Here is an 18,341-nt window from a genome sequence, read left to right as displayed (position 1 = left end):
AGCCCGGAGACCATCATGCGTTCCTATCCTCCCGCCATCCTCGATCGCAAGATCCGCTTCGCCCTGGTCGGCTGCGGCCGCATCGCCAAGAACCACATCAACGCTATCCGCGGGCACCACGACCGTTGCGAACTGGTCGGGGTCTGCGACATCAACCCGCGCACACTCGACGAAGCGGCGGGCGCAAGCGCTGCGCATCCTTACCGCAGCCTGGACCAGATGCTGCGCGAATGCGATGCCGATGCCTTTGTGCTGGCCACGCCCTCCGGGCTGCATCCGCAGCAGTCGATCCAGATTTCCCGTGCCGGGCACCACGTCATCACCGAAAAACCGATGGCCACGCGCTGGGAAGACGGCAAGGCCATGGTGGCGGCGGCCGACGCGGCCGGGATGCACCTGTTCGTCGTCAAGCAGAACCGCCGCAACGCTACCCTGCAGCTGCTCAAGAGCGCGGTCGAGAAGAAGCGCTTCGGCCGCATCTACATGGTCAACCTGAACGTGTTCTGGACCCGGCCGGACGAGTACTACAACAGCGCCAAATGGCGCGGCACCTGGGAGTTCGACGGCGGCGCGTTCATGAACCAGGCCAGCCACTACGTCGACCTGATCGACTGGATCGTCGGCCCGGTGGAAAGCCTCCAGGCCTACACCGCCACCCTGGCGCGCGACATCGAGGTGGAAGACACCGGCGTCATCAGCCTGCGCTGGCGCAACGGCGCGCTCGGCTCGATGAACGTCACCATGCTGACCTACCCGCGCAACCTGGAAGGCTCGATCACCATCCTGGGCGAACACGGCACGGTGCGCATCGGCGGCGTCGCCGTGAACGAGGTGCAGCAGTGGGAGTTCGCCACCCCGGATGCTGACGACGAACGGGTCAAGGAAGCGAGCTACCAGACCACCTCGGTCTACGGCTTCGGCCATCCGCTCTACTACGACAATGTCATCAAGGTGCTGCGCGGCGAGGCCGAACCCGAGACCGACGGCCGCGAGGGGCTGAAATCGCTCGAGGTGCTGGTTGCCGCCTACCGCTCGGCACGCGACGGCAAACGCATCGCATTGCCGCTGGAGTACTAATATGGCCATCATCATCCATTCCAGCGCCATCGTCGACCATGGCGCGGCCCTCGGCGACGGCAGCAATGTGTGGCATTTCGCCCACGTCTGCGCCGGCGCCCGCATCGGCACCGACTGCTCGCTCGGCCAGAACGTCTATGTCGGCAACGACGTCCGCATCGGCAACCGGGTCAAGGTCCAGAACAATGTCTCGATCTACGACGCGGTGACGCTCGAAGATGACGTGTTCTGCGGACCGAGCATGGTATTCACCAACGTTTACAACCCGCGCGCGGCGGTGGTGCGCAAGCACGAGTACCGGCACACCCTGGTGCGGCGCGGCGCCACGGTCGGCGCCAACGCCACCATCGTGTGCGGTGTGACGATCGGCGAGTTCGCCTTCGTTGCCGCCGGGGCCGTGGTCAACCGCGACGTCGCCCCGTTTGCCCTGGTGGCCGGGGTACCGGCGCGCCAGATCGGCTGGATCAGCCGCAATGGCGAACGACTGGCCCTGCCCCTGGCCGGTGACGGCGAGGCGCGCTGTCCGGCAACGGGCGAAGCCTATGTCCTGCGCGGCGGCGCCTGCGCTCCCGCCAATGTCCCTGCCCACGATCATGCCGGTGAGCTCGCCTACGAGTTCACCCGTGAGCCCGTCCACGAAAGCGCCGTCACCCCTGAACAAGGATAATCCATGGAATTCATCGACCTCAAATCGCAATACGACGCCTCGCGCAACCTGATCAACAGCCGCATCCAGGGCGTCCTCGACCACGGCCAGTACATCATGGGACCTGAAGTGGCCGAGCTCGAGCAGCGCCTGGCCGACTATACCGGGGCGCGCCATTGCGTCACCGTTTCCTCCGGCACCGAGGCACTGGTGATTGCGCTGATGGCACTCGGCGTCGGCCCCGGCGACGAAGTCATCACCACGCCGTTTTCCTTCATCGCTACTGCCGAAGCGATCGTGCTGGTCGGCGCCAAGCCGGTATTCGTCGACATCGAGCGCGCCACCTGCAACATCGACGCGCGGCTGATCGACGAAAAAATCACCCCCGCCACGCGCGCCATCATCCCGGTTTCCCTGTATGGACAGCCGGCCGACATGGACTCCATCAATCAGGTCGCCGCGCGCCACCGCCTGGCGGTGATCGAAGACGGGGCCCAAAGCTTCGGCGCCACCTACCGCGGGCGCCAGAGCGGTGACCTGTCCACCATCGGCTGCACCAGTTTCTTCCCCAGCAAGCCGCTCGGCTGCTACGGAGACGGCGGCGCCCTGTTCACTAGCGACGACGCGCTGGCTACCGCGATGCGCGAGATCCGCGTGCACGGCCAGTCGCGCCGCTATGTCCACACCCGGCTGGGCGTGGGCGGACGCATGGACACGCTGCAATGTGCGATCGTGCTGGCCAAGCTCGAACGCTTCGGCTGGGAGGTCAAGCAGCGCCGCCGCGCGGCAGCCGCCTACGACGAGATGCTGCATCCCCACCTGCCGGTCATCGCCTGCCAGCCCGACCGCACCAGCGTCTACGCCCAATACACGGTGCTTGTGGAACAGCGCGACCTCGTGCGCAGCGCCCTGGACGCCGCCGGCATTCCAACCGCCGTTCACTACCCGCTGCCGATCCATCAGCAGCCGGCCTATGCCCACCTGGCTGCAGGCGAGCGCTATCCCGTGTCCGAAGAGATGGCCGCGCGCGTGCTCAGCCTTCCGATGGGGCCCTACCTCGCAGCCTCCAATGCCGACAAGGTCGCCGCAAGCCTGCTGCATGCGGCGGGCATCATCCGCTCCGGCAGCGTGGAAGCGATGGAGCTATCGGAATAAGACCGTTCGCATGGCGTGCCGGGTCGCCCGAACCGGCGCGCCGGGCATGCCTCCGGCGCCCTAGGCATCAACCACATGAAACGGGTCAATGCGCTCGGGCTGCCTCGCATGGAAAGTGCTCGTATGTTTACTCAGGGGTAACAGCATGTGCAAGATCGTCCATCTCACCTCGGCCCATCCTCGCAACGACACCCGCATCTTCATCAAGCAATGCCGCACCCTGGCCGCCCATGGGTATGACGTGACGCTGGTGGTGGCAGACGACCGCGGCGACGAATGCCGGGAAGGCGTGACGATCGCAGACGTGGGCCGCCTGCCCGGCCGCTTCCAGCGCATCTTCAGTACCACGCGCCGCGTGCGCGACAAGGCCCTGGCCCTGGACGCCGACATCTACCAGTTGCACGATCCCGAACTGCTTCCGGTCGGCCTGGCGCTCAAGCGCCGCGGCAAGAAGGTCATCTTCGATTCGCACGAAGACGTACCGCGCCAGTTGCTGAGCAAACCCTACCTCGGGCCAATCGCCGGCAAGCTGGTCTCCATGGCCTTCTCCGTGGTCGAGCGCTACGCCTGTTCCCGCTTCGACGGCATCATCGCTGCAACACCTTTTATCCGAGACAAATTCCTCAAAATTAATCCGTGTACCGTCGACGTCAACAACTTCCCTCTGGCCGGTGAACTCGAGAGCGCCACGCCATGGGAAAACAAGCGCGACGAAGTGTGCTACGTCGGCGGCATCGGCGAGATCCGCGGGATCCGGCAACTGGTGGAGGCCGGCCAATACCTTCGTTCGCCGGCCCGGCTGAACCTGGTGGGAAAATTTTCCGAGCCATTCGTCGAGGCCGCGGCCAAGGCCGATCCCGGCTGGAGCCGCGTGAACGAGCTTGGCTTTCTCGACCGCAAGGGGGTCCGCGGCGTGATGGAACGCTCCCTGGCGGGGATCGTGACCTTTCACCGCCTGCCGAACCACCTGGAATCGCATCCAACCAAGATGTTCGAATACATGTCAGCCGGAATTCCCGTGATCGCTTCCGACTTCCCTTTATGGCGCGACATTATTGAAGGGAATAAATGTGGCTTATGCGTCGATCCGGCCGATCGAAAGGCGATCGCCGGCGCAATCGACTACCTGGTGACCCATCCGCAGGAAGCGAAAGCGATGGGCGAGAATGGCCGCAAGGCGGTACTCGAAAAATACAACTGGGCAGTTCAAGCAAACAGGCTTACCGACTTTTATGGAGCGATATCGCATGCCAAGCAAATTGTCGCGGCTGTTTGATCTTGCAATCGACATCGCCAAGCTTCCGGTTGCGAGTCTCGAGTTCCGCCTGGACGAAAATCCGGATGAGGTCCGGCGAATGCATGCGCATTTCACCAAGCCCCACCCCAAATACAAGGTTTTTCAAAACAAGACTTTAGGCGCCGCGTTGGTCGACTTGAACCGCTTCGGCAATCGCGACGAATATATGGGGAATATCAAAGGCGGCCGCAACTCAGCCGAGCATTATACTAAGAAGGCGACGTCGCGAGGTTATATAGTCGTCGAGATCGACAGGAACGAATTTGTTGATGACATCCATGCGATCAATACCTCGCTCGACTCGCGCCAGGGCCGGCCCATGGATGACACCTATCTGCGAAAAGTGGCGCATTACCCGCGCGAGCGGAACTACCAGTATTTTGGCGTGCTGAATCCCGCGGGCAAGCTCATGGCATATAGCAATCTCGGTGCCTATGGCAATTTTGCCGCCTTCGACCAGCTGCTTGGCATACGCAACAACGACGGCATGATGCACCTGATGCTAGCCGAAATCATCGGCCAGATGATCGAGAACCGAAAGTATTCATATCTGATGTACGACACGTTTTTCGGTGCCAGCGCCGGGCTGCAGTCATTCAAGAAGATGCTCGGGTTTGAACCTTACCGCGTCAAATACTCACTCCAATGAAAGCCTTTTTCAGGCGTATCTACAGCGACTACGGCATGCCGTCTCGGCTGGCCATGCACGAGAAGCTGATTTGTGATGGTCAGACCGCCGGTTTCATCCAGACCTCGGTGCGCGATTTTTTCGACACCGTGAAAGCCGGGCAGTTTTCCTCGTCCAAATTCCTCGTGCACAGGCACGATATCGATACCGACCTGCGAACGACCCGGAAACTGTTCGAAATCGAAAAAAAACATGGCATCAAGTCCAGCTATTATTTTCGGCTGTCGACGCTCGACTTTGGCTTGATGCAAGAGATAGAAAATTACGGCAGTGAAGCCAGCTACCATTATGAAGAACTGGCTGCCTTTGCCAAGAAACATAAATTAAAAGACCCCGCCATCGTACGTAGCCGGCTTCCGGAAATCCGCGAGGTTTTTCGAAAGAATTTCGCATGGATCGAACATCGGCTCGGAAGAAAAATGCGTACGGTTGCGAGCCACGGCGATTTTGCCAATCGCCGTTTGAAACTGAACAATGCGGAAATCCTCACAGACGAACAATTGCGCAAGGATTGCGGCATCGAATGTGAGGCCTACGACCCTGCACTGCTGGACCATATCGGCATCTATATCGCCGATCGCCCTCCACCACAATATTATTGCCCCGCATCGCCTTTCGACGTCATCGGCAAGCACCAGCGGATTTGCCTGGTGACGCACCCACGGCAGGTGGAAACAAATTGGAAAGAAAATACCAAGGACAATCTCTTCCGTTTTTATGAAGCTGTCACCTGGTAGACAACAGTTCGACCAGCACCCACCTGTAGGCAACCGGAACTTTTCTATGAATCCAAAGAAAATCGTCACCGTGATCGGCGCGCGCCCCCAGTTCATCAAGGCCAGCGCCGTGTCGGCAGTGTTGCATGAATCGGACTATCTGCGCGAAGTGGTCGTCCACACGGGCCAGCATTTCGACCGGAACATGTCGGATGTGTTCTTTTCCGAACTGGAGATTGAGCCGCCCGCCTACCAATGCGCTATCCACGGCGGCCAGCATGGCGAGATGACCGGACGGATGCTGATCGACATCGAGAAACTGTTATTGGCCGAAAAACCCGATGCCGTGCTGGTCTATGGCGACACGAATTCCACCCTTGCAGGTGCGCTGGCGGCAGTCAAACTGCACATCCCGGTCGCCCATGTCGAGGCGGGCCTGCGGTCATTTAACTTGCGCTCGCCTGAAGAAGTCAATCGCATCCTGACCGACCGCGTCTCGCGCTGGCTATTCACCCCGAATGAGGGCGCCGGCAGGCATCTGCTTGCCGAAGGCGCTGCGCAGGATATGATCCACCAGGTGGGCGACGTCATGTTCGACGTGGCGCTGCGTCACGGTGCGCGCGTGAGCGAAGACGGAGGCGTGCTGGGCGAGCTGCGGGAAACGCACGGTGTCCGGCCCGGCGCGTATTGCCTCGCCACGATCCATCGCGCGGAGAACACCGATCATCCGGCCAGGCTGGCAACAATCGTCGAAGCGCTCACGCAGTTTGCCAAAGACATCAAGGTGGTGCTGCCTTTGCATCCGCGCACGCGCAGCGTGCTCGCCAGCCAGGGCAAGCTCAAGGACCTCGAGCGGGCATTGGTACTGGTCGAACCCCAGGCTTACCTGGCCATGGTGCAGCTCGAGAAATATGCGGCGATCATCGCCACCGATTCCGGCGGCGTGCAAAAAGAAGCCTTCTTCTACGGCGTGCCCTGCGTGACCCTCCGCGACGAGACCGAGTGGAGCGAGCTCGTCGAGTCGGGATGGAACCGGCTGGCGCCGCCCATCGACGCCGTGTCCGTACTGCAGTCCCTGGGCGCGAGCCTGGGCAGCACCGGGCAAGAAGTCTTGCCCTATGGTGCGGGCGATGCTGCCCAGCGGATCGTGGAACGGCTGATCGGCGACCTTCTCTGAGGCTGGGGCGGGGCCGGGGCTGAGGCTGAGGCTGAGGCTGAGGCTGAGGCTGAGGCTGAGGCGGGGGCCGGGGCCGGGGCGGGGGCTGGGGCTGGGGCTGGGGCTGGCCAGGGTTGCGGCGCCCGCCGGGCACGTCGCACATTCGCTGTCGACGCCGTGCACGACGGCGAATGGCGGAGCCCGCGATCACAGGGCGCACCCGCCCCTGCCGCGTCCTGTCCTGCCGCGTCCTGTCCTGCCACATCCTGTCCCACGGCCGTTGCCAAGGTCGCGCCCTCCCCGTTAATTGACCCGAATAAAGGAGAGCCCAGGGACGCGTCCGGTCACGCCGATTCGCGCGTTTGCCGGGCGCGTCGGCTTGAGTGGAGTAACTGTTCCAAAAGCCTGTGCGGATTGCTTCGTCATTCATCCGTGAATGCGATTGCTCTGTCCCGCGTCTTCTGGCAAGCATTCGTGGAGCAGCTCCCCCGCCATCTCCATGCATGCATCCCAATGCTGGTCAGCGCAGCGCACGATGCACCGGATATCGCCCCTCCTCAAGCGTTCGCTACTTGCGCTTCTTGGCTGGGGAGATGGCGTTGCAATAGGTTGCGCATGCCGGCATTGCCAGGCGCCACGCACGATGCCGCAATCGACGACCCTCGTGCATTCGCATCTCGCGCTCGGTGACCTTGGGTGGTGTCCCTGGCTGAAACGCGCGGCCTGATCTTGCAGGCACGAGGTCCGTAGCTGCCGGGCAGGCCCTGCAGCGCGATTTATTCACCGCGGGCAAAACCGCGATGCCTGCCTCCAGCCGATGGTTTAAATAAACGCAAGACCGAATATTCCAGCGTGCGCGTGCGATCAAATGCCGAACAGGCAAGAAGGTCCACTATTCTGACTTGTAGTTCACAGCGAGCCGCCAGGGTTTCCGACTCGCGCGCCGCAGGATAGGCAGTCGTCGCACTGCCGGCTCGTGTACATGAGGATGGCCATTTCCACGCTAAGAGATATGCATTGATGAAAAACACACTCCAGGTAGGCCTACAGGGCAAGGTTCTCGAGAGCAGCAGCTTGTGCAGGCTGGCGGTCCAGCGCCGGGAAAGTCCCGTGCACGATGGCTCCGGTTACCTCGCACCCTGCCCGCGCAAGTATGCCACCAGCACCAAGCCAAGGCTGCGATCGCTTGTGCAATGGATGTCGTATGCGGGCCTGGCTGCCTTGCTTGCCGCCTGCGGCCCGGACAAGCACCTCTATGTCGCGCCGGATGGGGTGGACTCGAACCAAGGAACGAAAGGATCTCCGTTCCGGACCATCGCCCGCGCCGATGCCCAGGCTACCCCCGGATATACCATCCACGTCGCGCCGGGAATCTACGAAGTCGCGGCACCCAGCGCCCACAGCGCCGGGATCGTCACACTGCGCAGCGGTACCGAGGCGGCCCGCATTAAATTCGTCTCTGACGTGAAATGGGGCGCGAAAATCGTTGTTACCGGAGCCGGCACCGCATGGCAGTCGAAGGGTAACTATGTCGACATCGATGGCTTCGACATCAGCGGCAGCGGCCGGCATGGGATACTTGCCGATGGAGCGAATCTGACGGTTACCAATAATTTCATCCATGACCTGACCGTCAGCGGCGGCTGCACCGGCAGCGGCGGCGCTGCAATCGATACGAATGGCGGCCCGGGAAACGTCCTCATCAAAGGCAATGTAATCCGGAACATCGGCTATTCCATGATGGGCAACTGCCGCACTGTGCAAGGCATCTACATCGCGAACCCGAACAATGTGGTGGTAAACAATATTGTGTCGGGCGTGGCAGCTGCCGGCATCCAGCAATGGCATGGCGCGACGGACTCGACAATCGTCAACAACACCGTCTTCCGCTGCAAGATCGGCATCCTCATCGGAGGCGGCGATGCCGGCGCCCTGCCGGACGGATCAAAGAATAATTATGTCGCGAACAATATTGTCTATGACAACATCACCTTCGGCATCGTCGAAGGCGGCAAGGTCGGGGTGAACAATCGCTATGTCAACAACCTGGTGTACTCCAGTGGGACGGGCCTGCGGGTCAGTGGTGAAGTCAGCGGGACCATTTCGGCGGACCCGCAGTTCATCGATTACCAGGCAGACGGCAGCGGCGACTACCGCCTGAAGCGCGGCTCGCCGGCAGCCCGGAACAGCCGCGAGGCCGCCTCCGGCCCGATGCATGCCTCGCTGTCGGCACTCGATCTGCCACCCCAGCTCGGCGCCTCCGCCGTCGATCGCAGTGCCAATTAATACCTGGCGCGCGCCCGGCATTGTTTGTCGGCGCCTTCCGGTTCGTAGGCAGGCGGCGCCAGCTGTCCACGACTATGCGACCAACGATAAGGGGAGTCGCGACCGGAAAGATACAGCGCAACATCCACCAGGCGGGGCGTCATCACCGAAGGTTTCAATCCCCAAATGATGGCAAAGGTCAGCAGGCCCACGGGAACGGTCCAGGGGCTGGCGCGCTGCGGTACCGAGCACCGTGCCAAGCGCATGAAACTGCAACTGGCGCCGATGCCGAGCACGGTGCTGGCAATGACCTCCGACGCCGTGTGAAAATCGAAGGCGACCAGCAGCGCGCCCAGGCCCAGGCTTAGCGCGACCCCCAGCAGCACTCCCCCGCTACGCCAAGCACCGGGCGCGCTGCGCAGCAGGACGAAGAACAGGACAGGCAGGACCGCGGTCGCGCGCCATGCATGGCCGCTCAGGGCCTTGAACCCGACCGACGGAAGTTCCACTCCCCAGCCGAGAAAGACAATCTTCGACATGGCGACCAGGCCCAGGCCGCTTGCGAAGATCGTGCACCACCAGAATGCCAGCTTGTATGCCTTTGCAGAAGCGAGCGAGGCGGCAATGGCCCCGGCGACCGGGATCATCACCGCCGTATGGCCGATATCGATGATCTGCATCCATGAGATCATTACGTGCTGCCACTACCGACGCTCGGGGCCCGGCCGTTCACACCGGCTGCAGGCACGGCAGGTCTTCGCGCATCCCTGCCCGCGAAAATACTTCCGCAATGGCCTGGCACGTCAGCTCGAGATCGGCATTCGTCAAGGTCGGATGCACCAGGAACATCAGGCTCGTTTCGCCCAGTTCCTTCGCCACCGCCAAGCGGTGTCGCGGACGGTATCCCGAATTATCGAAGGCTTTTTCCAGATACAGTTCGGAACAGCTGCCTTGCGTGCAGGCGACGCCCATCGCGGAGATCTCGTCCATGATCCTGTCGCGGGTCCAGCCATCTGCCAGCTCTTCCGGCCTGACAAACGTATAGAACTTGTAAAACGCGTGCTCGACGCCGGCCGGGACGGACGCTACCCTCAGGGCTGAGATCCGGGCGCATGCGAAAGCGATCCGCTGCGCGTTTGCAATACGCTGCGCAGTCCATCCGGACATGCGCCGCAACTGGATGCGCCCGATCGCGGCCTGCACTTCCAGCATCCGCCAGTTCGTCCCGAACGATTCGTGTACCCAGCGGTAGCCAGGGGGATGCTGGCGCTCGTACATTGCTTCCCAGGATTTGCCATGGTCCTTGTAGGACCACATGGCTTGCCACCAATCCCGCCGGTTGGTAGTGACCATGCCACCCTCGCCGCCTGTCGTCATGATCTTGTCCTGGCAGAATGACCAGGCGCCGATGTGGCCGATGCTCCCGACCATGCGGCCCTTGTAGCGCGCGCCGTGGGCTTGGGCGCAGTCCTCGATAACGAAGAGGCCATGGGCTTCGGAGAGCGCCATGATGGGATCCATGTCGCAGGGCCAGCCGGCCAGATGCACACAGATGACGGCCCTGGTACGCGGCGTCAGCACGGCCTTGATCGTCTCGGCCGTCAAGTTCTGGCTGTCGCGGTCGACATCTGCAAACACGGGAATGGCGCCGGCGTTGACGATGCAGCTTGCGGACGCAAGGAAGGTCCGCGGCGTGACGATCACCTCGTCGCCGGCCGAGATGCCTAGCGCCTTCAGTGCGCAATCCAGCGCAAGCGTTCCGTTCGATAATGAAACCGCGTATTCCGTCCCTGCCCAGGCCGCAAATTCCTTCTCGAATTCGCGGCACTGCGTTCCGGTCCAGTAATTTACCTTGTTCGACAGGACGACTTGTTTGACTGCCTCGGCTTCTTCCTCGGAGAAACTGGGCCAGCTAGGGCTTGGGTTGGTCATGTGAGCCTCAACGGAAAAAAGTCTGCAGGATGTATTTGAAATCCAGGAACAACGAGTAATTGTTTAAATATTCTTTATTGATCCGGATCTTGTCGGGCCAGATGATCTTTTCGTTATAGTCAAGCGGATCGTCGACCCCTGCCAGGATGGATTCTTCATCCTTGTATTTGATCGAGGCAGGTCCGGTAATTCCCGGGCGCAGCGACAGGATGACCCTGTCGCTCCCCGCAAGGCGGTCCGCATAGCCCGGCACATCCGGCCGGGGACCGACGATGCTCATGCTGCCGATCAGCACATTGAATAACTGGGGTAACTCGTCGAGCTTGTATTTCCTAAAAATGCTGCCCGAGCGGGTAATGAAGGCGGTGTTGCTGGACGCAATCGGGTTTCTCCTGCTGTCCCCCGGATACATGGTTTTGATCTTGCAGACATGGATGATCCGTCCATGTCTGCCGACACGCCGCTGGATAAAGAAGCCATTGCTCCGGGTATTGATCGCAGCGATGAGCCAGCAAACGCCGATCACCGGGAAAAGCAGTACCAGGCCAAAAAACGCAGCGAGGATATCGAACAGCCTTTTCAGGAACATGTCGGTTCGTGACATATAGCACCAACAAAGAGTGACGAATGAATGGACTTCACGTGTACGCGCTTGCGCTCCGATGCCTAGCGTCAGGCACAGGCGGCCAGAAAACGCTCGCTCAAGACCGGATACGTAAAATTACGCAGCACAAAATCCTTGCCCCGCGCTCCCATGGCCTCCCGTTCGGCGCGACTCAGGCGCATCAGGGTGCGAATGCCTTCGACGATCGCGCCCGGGTTTTCCGGTTCGATCGTCAGGCCGCAGCCCGCCTCGCCGACGGAATCATTGCCCGCTTCGACCGCATGCAACACGGGACGCGCCGCCATCATGTAATCCATGAGCTTGTTCGGGGCGATGCCGAATCGATATAGAGGTTGTCGTTGCCAACCGATATAGGCGATGTCAAACCATTCCAGCAAGGCGGGAATCTGCTCCTTGGGGATGGCATCGATGAAGTGCACGTTCAGCAATTGCTCCGCCTGCACCCAGCGCTTGAGCGCCTCTCTTTCCGGGCCGCCGCCCACCAGGACGAAGGCCAGCTTTTTTTCGCCGCGCATGATCTTCGCCGCCTGGAGGAGCGTATCCAGGGAATTCGAAATCCCATGGTTGCCCGAATACCCGACGATCGTGTAGCCCTCTCGGGAGATTTCTGCGAGCCTGGTTTCCACAGCGGCTTGCAATGGCGGCAGCCTTGCTGGCCATTCCTGGGGTGCGATGCCGTTCGGGACGATGTGCAGGCGCTCGCCTGCCATTCCACGCGTCGCTACGTAGTCATGTACCTTCGGCAGCATCGACACCACGGCGCCGGCCTTGCGGTAGACCGCATTCTCGGCAGCCTGGGCCACCATAATAAACGGGTGCCATTTGGACATTCCACCCAGCTCCATCGGCGTGAGCGGCCAGAGATCATGGATCTCGAACACCAGCCTGGCCTTGGCAAGCCGCGCGATGCGCTGGGCGGGCCAGATATCCATCGGATAGGTACTGGAGGCGATCACGACCTCGGGCCGGCATGCGTCTGCAAACTGTTTGGCGTCCCGGTACAGGCGCCACACGAAGGCGCCGATATTGCGCACCCTGCCCAGGCCGTTACCCGCATAGGGAGCGGTCTTGAGCCAGGTGTAGTCGATCCCGTCAATGGTTTCCTCCAGCCGAGCGCGGCCGTCAAGCTGGGGCTGCCGGTGGCGAAGGTGGGAGTGGTCCGCTGCGACGATGTTGACGGTATGCCCTGACCGCACCCATTCCCGGGCCAGGTAATAGGGCCGAAACTCCATTCCGTGGCGTGGAGAGCCTGCATAGTGGTTGATATAGAGAATGCGCATCGTTCGGATCCAATCGACAGGCTGCCCAGTGAGCTAGTTGTGTGCCGGATAGCGTTTCAGGTACTTGTATCGTGCGAACGCGCCGAGCGCCGCGCCGACGCACATGTCAGGCATTGTTTTCGCGGTAAGGGACCAGAGAATCGTCACACAGATGAAGGACCATGCCAGCACGAAGTCCCTGGTCTTTTTTCGCCAAGCGAACCCATTGAAGAATAGCCAGCCCGCATGCCATATCAACAAGAGCGCGAAAAAGACAAAGCCGAACAGGCCGAAATCCACCCACATGGTGATCATGTTATGGGCGTAGTGCCCGTCGGGATAACTGGCGAAGTCGCCGAACACGGGATTCTCCGAGATGGTACGCAAGGCATCGTTGGCAAATCGTCGCCGGGTACTTGCCGAGCTCGAATGCGACAAGTCGAGCAGCTGTAATATCCGGTTTTCCGGCAACATGGTTACGATGTAGTCGACACCGCCGACGAGGAATATCGACAGCAGGACCAGGGTGAAGATGGCATATAGCCTGTGCTTGGCAAGATATAACTCATTCACCGGAATGAGGAACAAGACCGCGGAGAACTCGCTGCGCGCCCCGTTCAGGAATAGCGCGCTGGTGACGACGGCATACAGCACATAGCGTATCGCCAGGTAGCGCACCGTGGCGATCAGGACGAGGAAGGTATAAATGTAGGAGCGGGCAAATCCCTGGTAGGTGGCGAGGCTTTTCGGGTCTTTGGCCTCACCCAGGGCCTGCAGGAAGAAGAAGCCGCCCACCGAGAAATAGAAGGTGATCACCGACATGATCAGCAGCGAGACGGCGACCATCCTCATGAACTGTTTGTCATCGAGGTCGATCAGCCGAAATATTACATAGGTCTCGAAGCAAAAAATGATCGCCTGCAGATACCTTTCGACGATCATCGTATCCTTACCGGCAGCGAAATTCACGACCAGCACAAGCAGGTAATACGCCGCGATGAACATCAGGCAAAGATCGAGTTTCGTGACGTAGTTCTTGTTTGACTTCACGGCGTACATGAACGAATAAGTCAGCGGGAATAACAAGACCAGCGCCACCAGCGTGAAATAGCCTCCGAGATAGGCGCCGATCGCGCCTATCCCCAGCAAGGTCTGGTAAAAGAAAAATCCCGGGAATAGCAACAGGAAGGCGGCGTGCGCCACGAACCTGGGGCTGAGCCTCACTGCCCTGCGGCTTATCGCGATACCAGTTGCTTGCATGATTTTTCTGCCATTTCCGCGTCGAGCCTGCGCATTAACCGCCTTCGGCCGCCCCTGCATCTCCTGGAGATCGCAGGCCAGAAGTATTCTTTGAAAACTGGTACGACAGATACAAATAAACGAGATACAGGGCTGAATAGGCGAGCGTGTAATGCAGGAGAATTTCTTTCAGGGGGATAGGGGCGATGAATATCGTGATCGTCGTGATGAATAAGGCGATCTGCCAGACCAGTTCCACTTTTTGCTTTCCTGCGACGAAAAAGACATAACTGAGCGGGCTGGCGACAAAATTAAGGAAGTACAGGGGCGCCAGTATTTGTGCAAACTCCCCCGCTTCACGCCATGGCTTCCCGAATACCCAGGCGCACAGGTCGGGAGCAAACGCGAGAATGATCAGCGCCGGTCCGCAGCCAAGTATCACCAGGGCCTTGAAGGTGCTTTTGAACGCTGCCGTACAGTTCCCCAGCGTCTGAAACTCCTGGACCGACTGGCGCTTGAAGACTTCGAGGACGGAGGCCGCCAGCAGCGATACAGGCGCGGTCAATATCCGCTCCGTCAACGCAAACAGGCCGGCAGCGAACATCCCGTACTTGGCGCCGACGAGGAACAGTGGAAATTTGCCGGCAGCAGTATTGAGCAAGCCTGCAGGCAGGGAGAATCGCCAGAAGGACTGGTGCTTCCTGAGGTAGGCCAGTTGGGTGGGGGTGGGCAACAGGGAGAGCCGGGGGCGTGGAGGAGACAGCAGATACAGGCCAGCCGCCAGGCCGACAATCAAGCCGAGGATTTGTCCTGCCAACAAGGCCCCGCCTCCCGCCCCGGCCAGCAGCAAGACCAGTTGCCCTACCGCGATCGTTCCGGCGCCGCAGACTTTGGCCATTGCCGCCTTGCCGAATGCGCGATAAGACGTTGCGTACGCAATAGTGGTCTGGTTATAAGACATGAACCAGGCGCCAACGCCGATGGTCAGCAATCCAAACCAGGACATATGTTGCACTTGCGGGACTTCGGCAAGCCGGGCGAGCACGGCAGCCAAGGTGACGACTAGTGCGAGCAGCGTGGAACAATAAGCGACGACGCTGAAACAGGTCTGCTGCTCATCTGAATCGTGATCGAGGATCATGGCTGCTTCGAGCCGCAGCGTTCCGACGGTCGAGACGATTGCGATAATGCCGAGCCAAACGCTGAATTCCCCTAAATCGGCTGGAGTACACAGGCGTGTGATGAGCGGTGCAACGAGCACGGGCAAGGCCTGTGCCACTACCGTACCGGTAAGAACGGTCGTCGCGTGCTTCCAAAACACAGGGACGCGCGCACTCATCGGTGGCAGCCATGCGTGTGAACTGGACGTCCTTCGCGAGAGGTCAACATAAAGCTGGACGAGTAGGTATATCGGAGGATGGACCATGCGCTTACTGGGGCAATCGCGATCCGGATAAACGGTGGAAAAAACACAGCACGCGACACCGGTAAACGCGTTGAATCAATCGCTTTGCGCTGGAGTCGGCACCGGCGACATATATTGCCAACACATCAAGCATCTTCTTTCGAATTATCGTGCCGCGCAGGATTATCGGATTGATGAGCATCAATCCGGTCGATCAAATTCCGCGAATACAATTGCCACGCGGAGCAAAAATGCAGCGCGATAGTTTATTCCATCTTACAAACACAAACAATTTTTCCGCGCCAACGCATCGTCCAGCTTGAGTATTTTCCAATGACCTACAAGGCTGATCGGGGATCAATCACTTACTCACACAATTATTAAATAATAATTTTCCATCATTAATTCGGATCGCCGGGAAAAATAATTTTATTAGTGGATTCATAAGCACTTGCATCTTTCTCTTTGCGTCGTTTCAAAACAGCCTGTTTTGCGTTTGTTAAGGTCGGCATACGCAGGCATGAGTGGGCCTGCAGATCAATTCGAGCCGGATATTCCCGGAATCAATTTACGGACGACCCAGAAGCGGCAATATCGAGTTTGACGGTCGGCCTGGCTGGAAAGCTGGCATGGCCAGGACATGGATTAAGCGCTTCAACTGCGTCAGGACACGATCGTTCAACGGTCTGGGCAGGCAGCACTTTTCCTGCCTGATCGTTCTTGGTGCGTTTCCAGCTCGCCTCTCCGATTATGTCTTGCAAAGGCGACAGAAGTTACGGTGACGTATTGATGCAGTGTTGCGCTATTTCTGGGAAACCGGACGCCCCGCGCCGCGCCGCGCGCAGCAGTGATGAAACTTTTTTTTATGCCAGGGAGAAAAAATGCAATTTCCCAACGTGCCGCGCGCAGCCATTCAGCGCAAGGGCCAGTTTGATGAAACGAGCTGGCATTCGATCTGGATTTCGCTATTACGCGGCCTGGCAGCATTTATCGTTGCCACTGCACACTTGCGTGCAGCGATGTATCCTGCACTGGGCGACGTTGCCGATCCGCCGCTCTGGTTCCAGGGCCTTGCTTTCGTCAGCGGCTTCGCCCATCAGGCGGTACTGGTATTTTTCGTCATCAGCGGTTGGCTGGTGGGAGGCAGCCTCCTGAACCGTCTTGGCGAACCGAACGCCATCGTCAACTACGCGATCGACCGCGCCACGCGGCTGTGGACCGTACTGATCCCGACTTTCCTTCTCACCCTGGTCATCGCTCTCGGGATCGGCGCAACCAGTCTCGACCAGCTCGACTTTTCGCCTGCTGAACCATATTCCTTCCTTGCCCTGGCCGGCAACCTGGTCGGCTTGCAGCGTGTTCTGGTGCCTGTATTCGGCGGGAACTTTCCGCTCTGGAGCCTGGCGAACGAGACGTGGTACTACGTGATGTTCCCCTTGCTGGCGGTAGCATGTATTTCGTGCGAGAAGGCAATGCGCCTGGCATGTGCTGCCGCGCTGCTGCTGCTCGGCTTCCTGCTGCCGACGGCAATGGTGGGCTATTTCCTGGTCTGGCTGCTGGGCGTCGTGTTCTCGCGGATCCGCATCGAATGCGGAAATATCGCGCGCTGGGGCTGCCTTGCGCTCACGCTTGGAGTGGCCGCATACTTCCGGCTGACGGGCGAACTCGACGCATTCGAACTGGCGACGCTCGGTTACGACCTGGTGTGCAGCCTGCTCTACCTGGTGTTATTGTCCAGCCTTCAATTCAAGGCGCCGCCGACATCGCTGCTCGCAACACAGCTTCGCAACAAGGGCAAGTTCTTCGCGGAGTTCTCGTTCAGCTTCTACGTGCTGCATGTCCCCTTGATTGGTTTGCTGCATTACTGGAGCAATGCTTACCTCGGGCTGGCCCAGCTGTCGCCATACGAACCACTCCATGCGCTGCTCTACTTCCTGATGCTGGCCACGCTCATGGTCGCGGCTTACCTGTCCTACCTCTTGTTCGAGTCCAGGACTTACCGCATTCGAAGCGTGCTCAAGAATAAGGTGCTCCGCCGTCGGGTCAATCAAAAGAATACAGGCGCGATTTCGACCAAACCTTGAGCAGTGCTGCGTTTGCCATTCGAGAACGTGGTGGACGTGCTGCTGGCGCCGCCGGACGCGACCTCCTGCCCAGCTTGCCGGAATGCGTCTTGATCCGGCTGGCAGCGCGTGCAAGCCTGCAGGCAAAAAAAACCGCATCGACGAATCGATGCGGCTCGGGCCAGCTTGCTGCAGTCGGTGACCATTGAGGAGCGATGATTACCGATTCACAGCTGGCCGCTGTGACTGGCATGTGCAGCGTATTGGCTCTCGCTTCCTGGGCAAGGAAGCGATGGGCCTCTCGTGCATCGCTGGCTACCGCTTCCTGGTGGAAAGCGGTTGTCCAGTGAACGAATTTTTAGAATTCGTAGGCGCCGATGTCGTGTGCTGCGCCGCGCGGCCGGGCCACGCCTGCGAAGTCGACAGTTGGTGCCTTGGTCGCGGTGCCACGGTCGATGGCCGGCGAGCTGCTCGACAGCTTGTAGTTGCCGGTGCCGGTTGCGTTGTAGCTCACGAACAGCGGTTCCGACGAGATCGAACCGGTCACGGTGCCCTTCACTTTCCAGTTAGTGCCGCTGCGTGCAACCAGGTTGTTGGCGTAGCGGTTATTGCCGCCCATCTTGCCGCCTTCGACGATGCCGTAGGTGGTGTTGTCGTAGGCGATATTGTTGGCGACATAGTTGTTCGCCGAACCGGTCGTTGTACCCGAATCGCCCTGACCCAGCAGGATGCCCATCTTGTTCTTGAAGGTCGTGTTGTTGACGATCGTCGAAGCGGTGGCGCCGTGCCATTGCTGGATACCGACTGCTGCAACGCCC

General features: G+C 60.0%; 16 protein-coding genes. 9 read left to right on the top strand and 7 right to left on the bottom strand.

What is annotated here, in order from left to right; translation table 11 throughout:
• Nucleotides 1-15 precede the first annotated feature (15 nt).
• The 8 genes from AC56K1_RS09895 to AC56K1_RS09860 all read left to right on the top strand — a co-directional run bounded on the left by AC56K1_RS09895 (nt 16) and on the right by AC56K1_RS09860 (nt 9,021).
• On the top strand, nt 16-1,077 hold the full coding sequence (locus AC56K1_RS09895) for a Gfo/Idh/MocA family protein (protein ID WP_497157670.1): 1,062 nt from the start codon (nt 16-18) through the stop codon (nt 1,075-1,077).
• Nucleotide 1,078: 1 nt separating this feature from the next.
• Nucleotides 1,079-1,744, top strand: coding sequence for an acyltransferase (locus AC56K1_RS09890; protein WP_497157669.1), 666 nt, complete (start codon nt 1,079-1,081; stop codon nt 1,742-1,744).
• Nucleotides 1,745-1,747: 3 nt separating this feature from the next.
• Nucleotides 1,748-2,878, top strand: coding sequence for a DegT/DnrJ/EryC1/StrS family aminotransferase (locus AC56K1_RS09885; RefSeq protein ID WP_497157668.1), 1,131 nt, complete (start codon nt 1,748-1,750; stop codon nt 2,876-2,878).
• 145 nt (nt 2,879-3,023) lie between these two features.
• On the top strand, nt 3,024-4,154 hold the full coding sequence (locus AC56K1_RS09880) for a glycosyltransferase family 4 protein (protein ID WP_497157667.1): 1,131 nt from the start codon (nt 3,024-3,026) through the stop codon (nt 4,152-4,154).
• Entirely contained in the window at nt 4,126-4,824 is a 699-nt protein-coding gene (locus AC56K1_RS09875; protein ID WP_497157666.1) for a hypothetical protein, read from the top strand. Before AC56K1_RS09880 ends, AC56K1_RS09875 begins: the two co-directional genes overlap by 29 nt.
• Nucleotides 4,821-5,600 (top strand): hypothetical protein, encoded by a 780-nt coding sequence (locus AC56K1_RS09870; protein ID WP_497157665.1) that lies wholly within the window; start codon nt 4,821-4,823, stop codon nt 5,598-5,600. The genes AC56K1_RS09875 and AC56K1_RS09870 overlap by 4 nt, the downstream gene beginning before the upstream one ends.
• Before the next feature lie 46 nt (nt 5,601-5,646).
• A complete protein-coding gene (gene wecB / locus AC56K1_RS09865; RefSeq protein ID WP_497157664.1) occupies nt 5,647-6,756 on the top strand; it encodes a non-hydrolyzing UDP-N-acetylglucosamine 2-epimerase in 1,110 nt (369 codons plus the stop codon).
• A 999-nt stretch (nt 6,757-7,755) separates the two neighbouring features.
• Complete coding sequence (locus tag AC56K1_RS09860; protein ID WP_497157663.1) at nt 7,756-9,021, top strand: right-handed parallel beta-helix repeat-containing protein; 1,266 nt, start codon at nt 7,756-7,758, stop codon at nt 9,019-9,021.
• On the opposite strand, the gene AC56K1_RS09855 is transcribed toward AC56K1_RS09860, so the two are convergent.
• The 6 genes from AC56K1_RS09855 to AC56K1_RS09830 form a co-directional block, all read right to left on the bottom strand.
• On the bottom strand, nt 9,018-9,680 hold the full coding sequence (locus AC56K1_RS09855) for a hypothetical protein (protein WP_497157662.1): 663 nt from the start codon (nt 9,678-9,680) through the stop codon (nt 9,018-9,020). The two genes, AC56K1_RS09860 and AC56K1_RS09855, sit on opposite strands and share 4 nt — an antisense overlap.
• 49 nt (nt 9,681-9,729) lie before the next feature.
• Entirely contained in the window at nt 9,730-10,932 is a 1,203-nt protein-coding gene (locus AC56K1_RS09850) for a DegT/DnrJ/EryC1/StrS family aminotransferase (protein WP_497157661.1), read from the bottom strand.
• Between the two features lie 7 nt (nt 10,933-10,939).
• Nucleotides 10,940-11,521 carry a sugar transferase gene (locus AC56K1_RS09845; protein ID WP_497157660.1) on the bottom strand — a complete coding sequence of 194 codons (582 nt, stop codon included), beginning with the start codon at nt 11,519-11,521 and terminating at the stop codon, nt 10,940-10,942.
• A gap of 83 nt (nt 11,522-11,604) precedes the next feature.
• On the bottom strand, nt 11,605-12,837 hold the full coding sequence (locus AC56K1_RS09840; RefSeq protein WP_497157659.1) for a glycosyltransferase family 4 protein: 1,233 nt from the start codon (nt 12,835-12,837) through the stop codon (nt 11,605-11,607).
• A gap of 33 nt (nt 12,838-12,870) precedes the next feature.
• Nucleotides 12,871-14,076 (bottom strand): O-antigen ligase family protein, encoded by a 1,206-nt coding sequence (locus AC56K1_RS09835; protein WP_497157658.1) that lies wholly within the window; start codon nt 14,074-14,076, stop codon nt 12,871-12,873.
• Nucleotides 14,077-14,110: 34 nt separating this feature from the next.
• Nucleotides 14,111-15,394 carry a lipopolysaccharide biosynthesis protein gene (locus tag AC56K1_RS09830; protein WP_497157657.1) on the bottom strand — a complete coding sequence of 428 codons (1,284 nt, stop codon included), beginning with the start codon at nt 15,392-15,394 and terminating at the stop codon, nt 14,111-14,113.
• A gap of 947 nt (nt 15,395-16,341) precedes the next feature.
• On the opposite strand from AC56K1_RS09830, the gene AC56K1_RS09825 reads away from it, so the two are divergent.
• Nucleotides 16,342-17,544 carry an acyltransferase family protein gene (locus AC56K1_RS09825; RefSeq protein WP_497157656.1) on the top strand — a complete coding sequence of 401 codons (1,203 nt, stop codon included), beginning with the start codon at nt 16,342-16,344 and terminating at the stop codon, nt 17,542-17,544.
• Between the two features lie 337 nt (nt 17,545-17,881).
• Here AC56K1_RS09825 and AC56K1_RS09820 read toward each other — a convergent pair.
• The coding region (locus AC56K1_RS09820; RefSeq protein ID WP_497157655.1) for a choice-of-anchor Q domain-containing protein at nt 17,882-18,341 on the bottom strand (460 nt) is incomplete at its 5' end.

Source organism: Telluria sp. ZB4P37 (genome assembly GCF_059685855.1).
Note: the sequence above shows the minus strand (reverse complement) of the source record. Positions and strands in the feature narration are given on the sequence as shown.

Excerpts from the sequence above, each read along its gene's own strand:
- AC56K1_RS09890 (WP_497157669.1), top strand. The coding sequence starts at position 1,079 with ATGGCCATCATCATCCATTCCAGCGCCATCGTCGACCATGGCGCGGCC.
- AC56K1_RS09850 (WP_497157661.1), bottom strand. The coding sequence starts at position 10,932 with ATGACCAACCCAAGCCCTAGCTGGCCCAGTTTCTCCGAGGAAGAAGCC.
- AC56K1_RS09855 (WP_497157662.1), bottom strand. The coding sequence starts at position 9,680 with ATGCAGATCATCGATATCGGCCATACGGCGGTGATGATCCCGGTCGCC.
- AC56K1_RS09840 (WP_497157659.1), bottom strand. The coding sequence starts at position 12,837 with ATGCGCATTCTCTATATCAACCACTATGCAGGCTCTCCACGCCACGGA.
- AC56K1_RS09860 (WP_497157663.1), top strand. The coding sequence starts at position 7,756 with ATGAAAAACACACTCCAGGTAGGCCTACAGGGCAAGGTTCTCGAGAGC.
- AC56K1_RS09880 (WP_497157667.1), top strand. The coding sequence starts at position 3,024 with ATGTGCAAGATCGTCCATCTCACCTCGGCCCATCCTCGCAACGACACC.
- AC56K1_RS09895 (WP_497157670.1), top strand. The coding sequence starts at position 16 with ATGCGTTCCTATCCTCCCGCCATCCTCGATCGCAAGATCCGCTTCGCC.
- AC56K1_RS09870 (WP_497157665.1), top strand. The coding sequence starts at position 4,821 with ATGAAAGCCTTTTTCAGGCGTATCTACAGCGACTACGGCATGCCGTCT.
- AC56K1_RS09875 (WP_497157666.1), top strand. The coding sequence starts at position 4,126 with ATGCCAAGCAAATTGTCGCGGCTGTTTGATCTTGCAATCGACATCGCC.
- wecB (WP_497157664.1), top strand. The coding sequence starts at position 5,647 with ATGAATCCAAAGAAAATCGTCACCGTGATCGGCGCGCGCCCCCAGTTC.
- AC56K1_RS09835 (WP_497157658.1), bottom strand. The coding sequence starts at position 14,076 with ATGCAAGCAACTGGTATCGCGATAAGCCGCAGGGCAGTGAGGCTCAGC.
- AC56K1_RS09885 (WP_497157668.1), top strand. The coding sequence starts at position 1,748 with ATGGAATTCATCGACCTCAAATCGCAATACGACGCCTCGCGCAACCTG.
- AC56K1_RS09830 (WP_497157657.1), bottom strand. The coding sequence starts at position 15,394 with ATGAGTGCGCGCGTCCCTGTGTTTTGGAAGCACGCGACGACCGTTCTT.
- AC56K1_RS09845 (WP_497157660.1), bottom strand. The coding sequence starts at position 11,521 with ATGTTCCTGAAAAGGCTGTTCGATATCCTCGCTGCGTTTTTTGGCCTG.
- AC56K1_RS09825 (WP_497157656.1), top strand. The coding sequence starts at position 16,342 with ATGCAATTTCCCAACGTGCCGCGCGCAGCCATTCAGCGCAAGGGCCAG.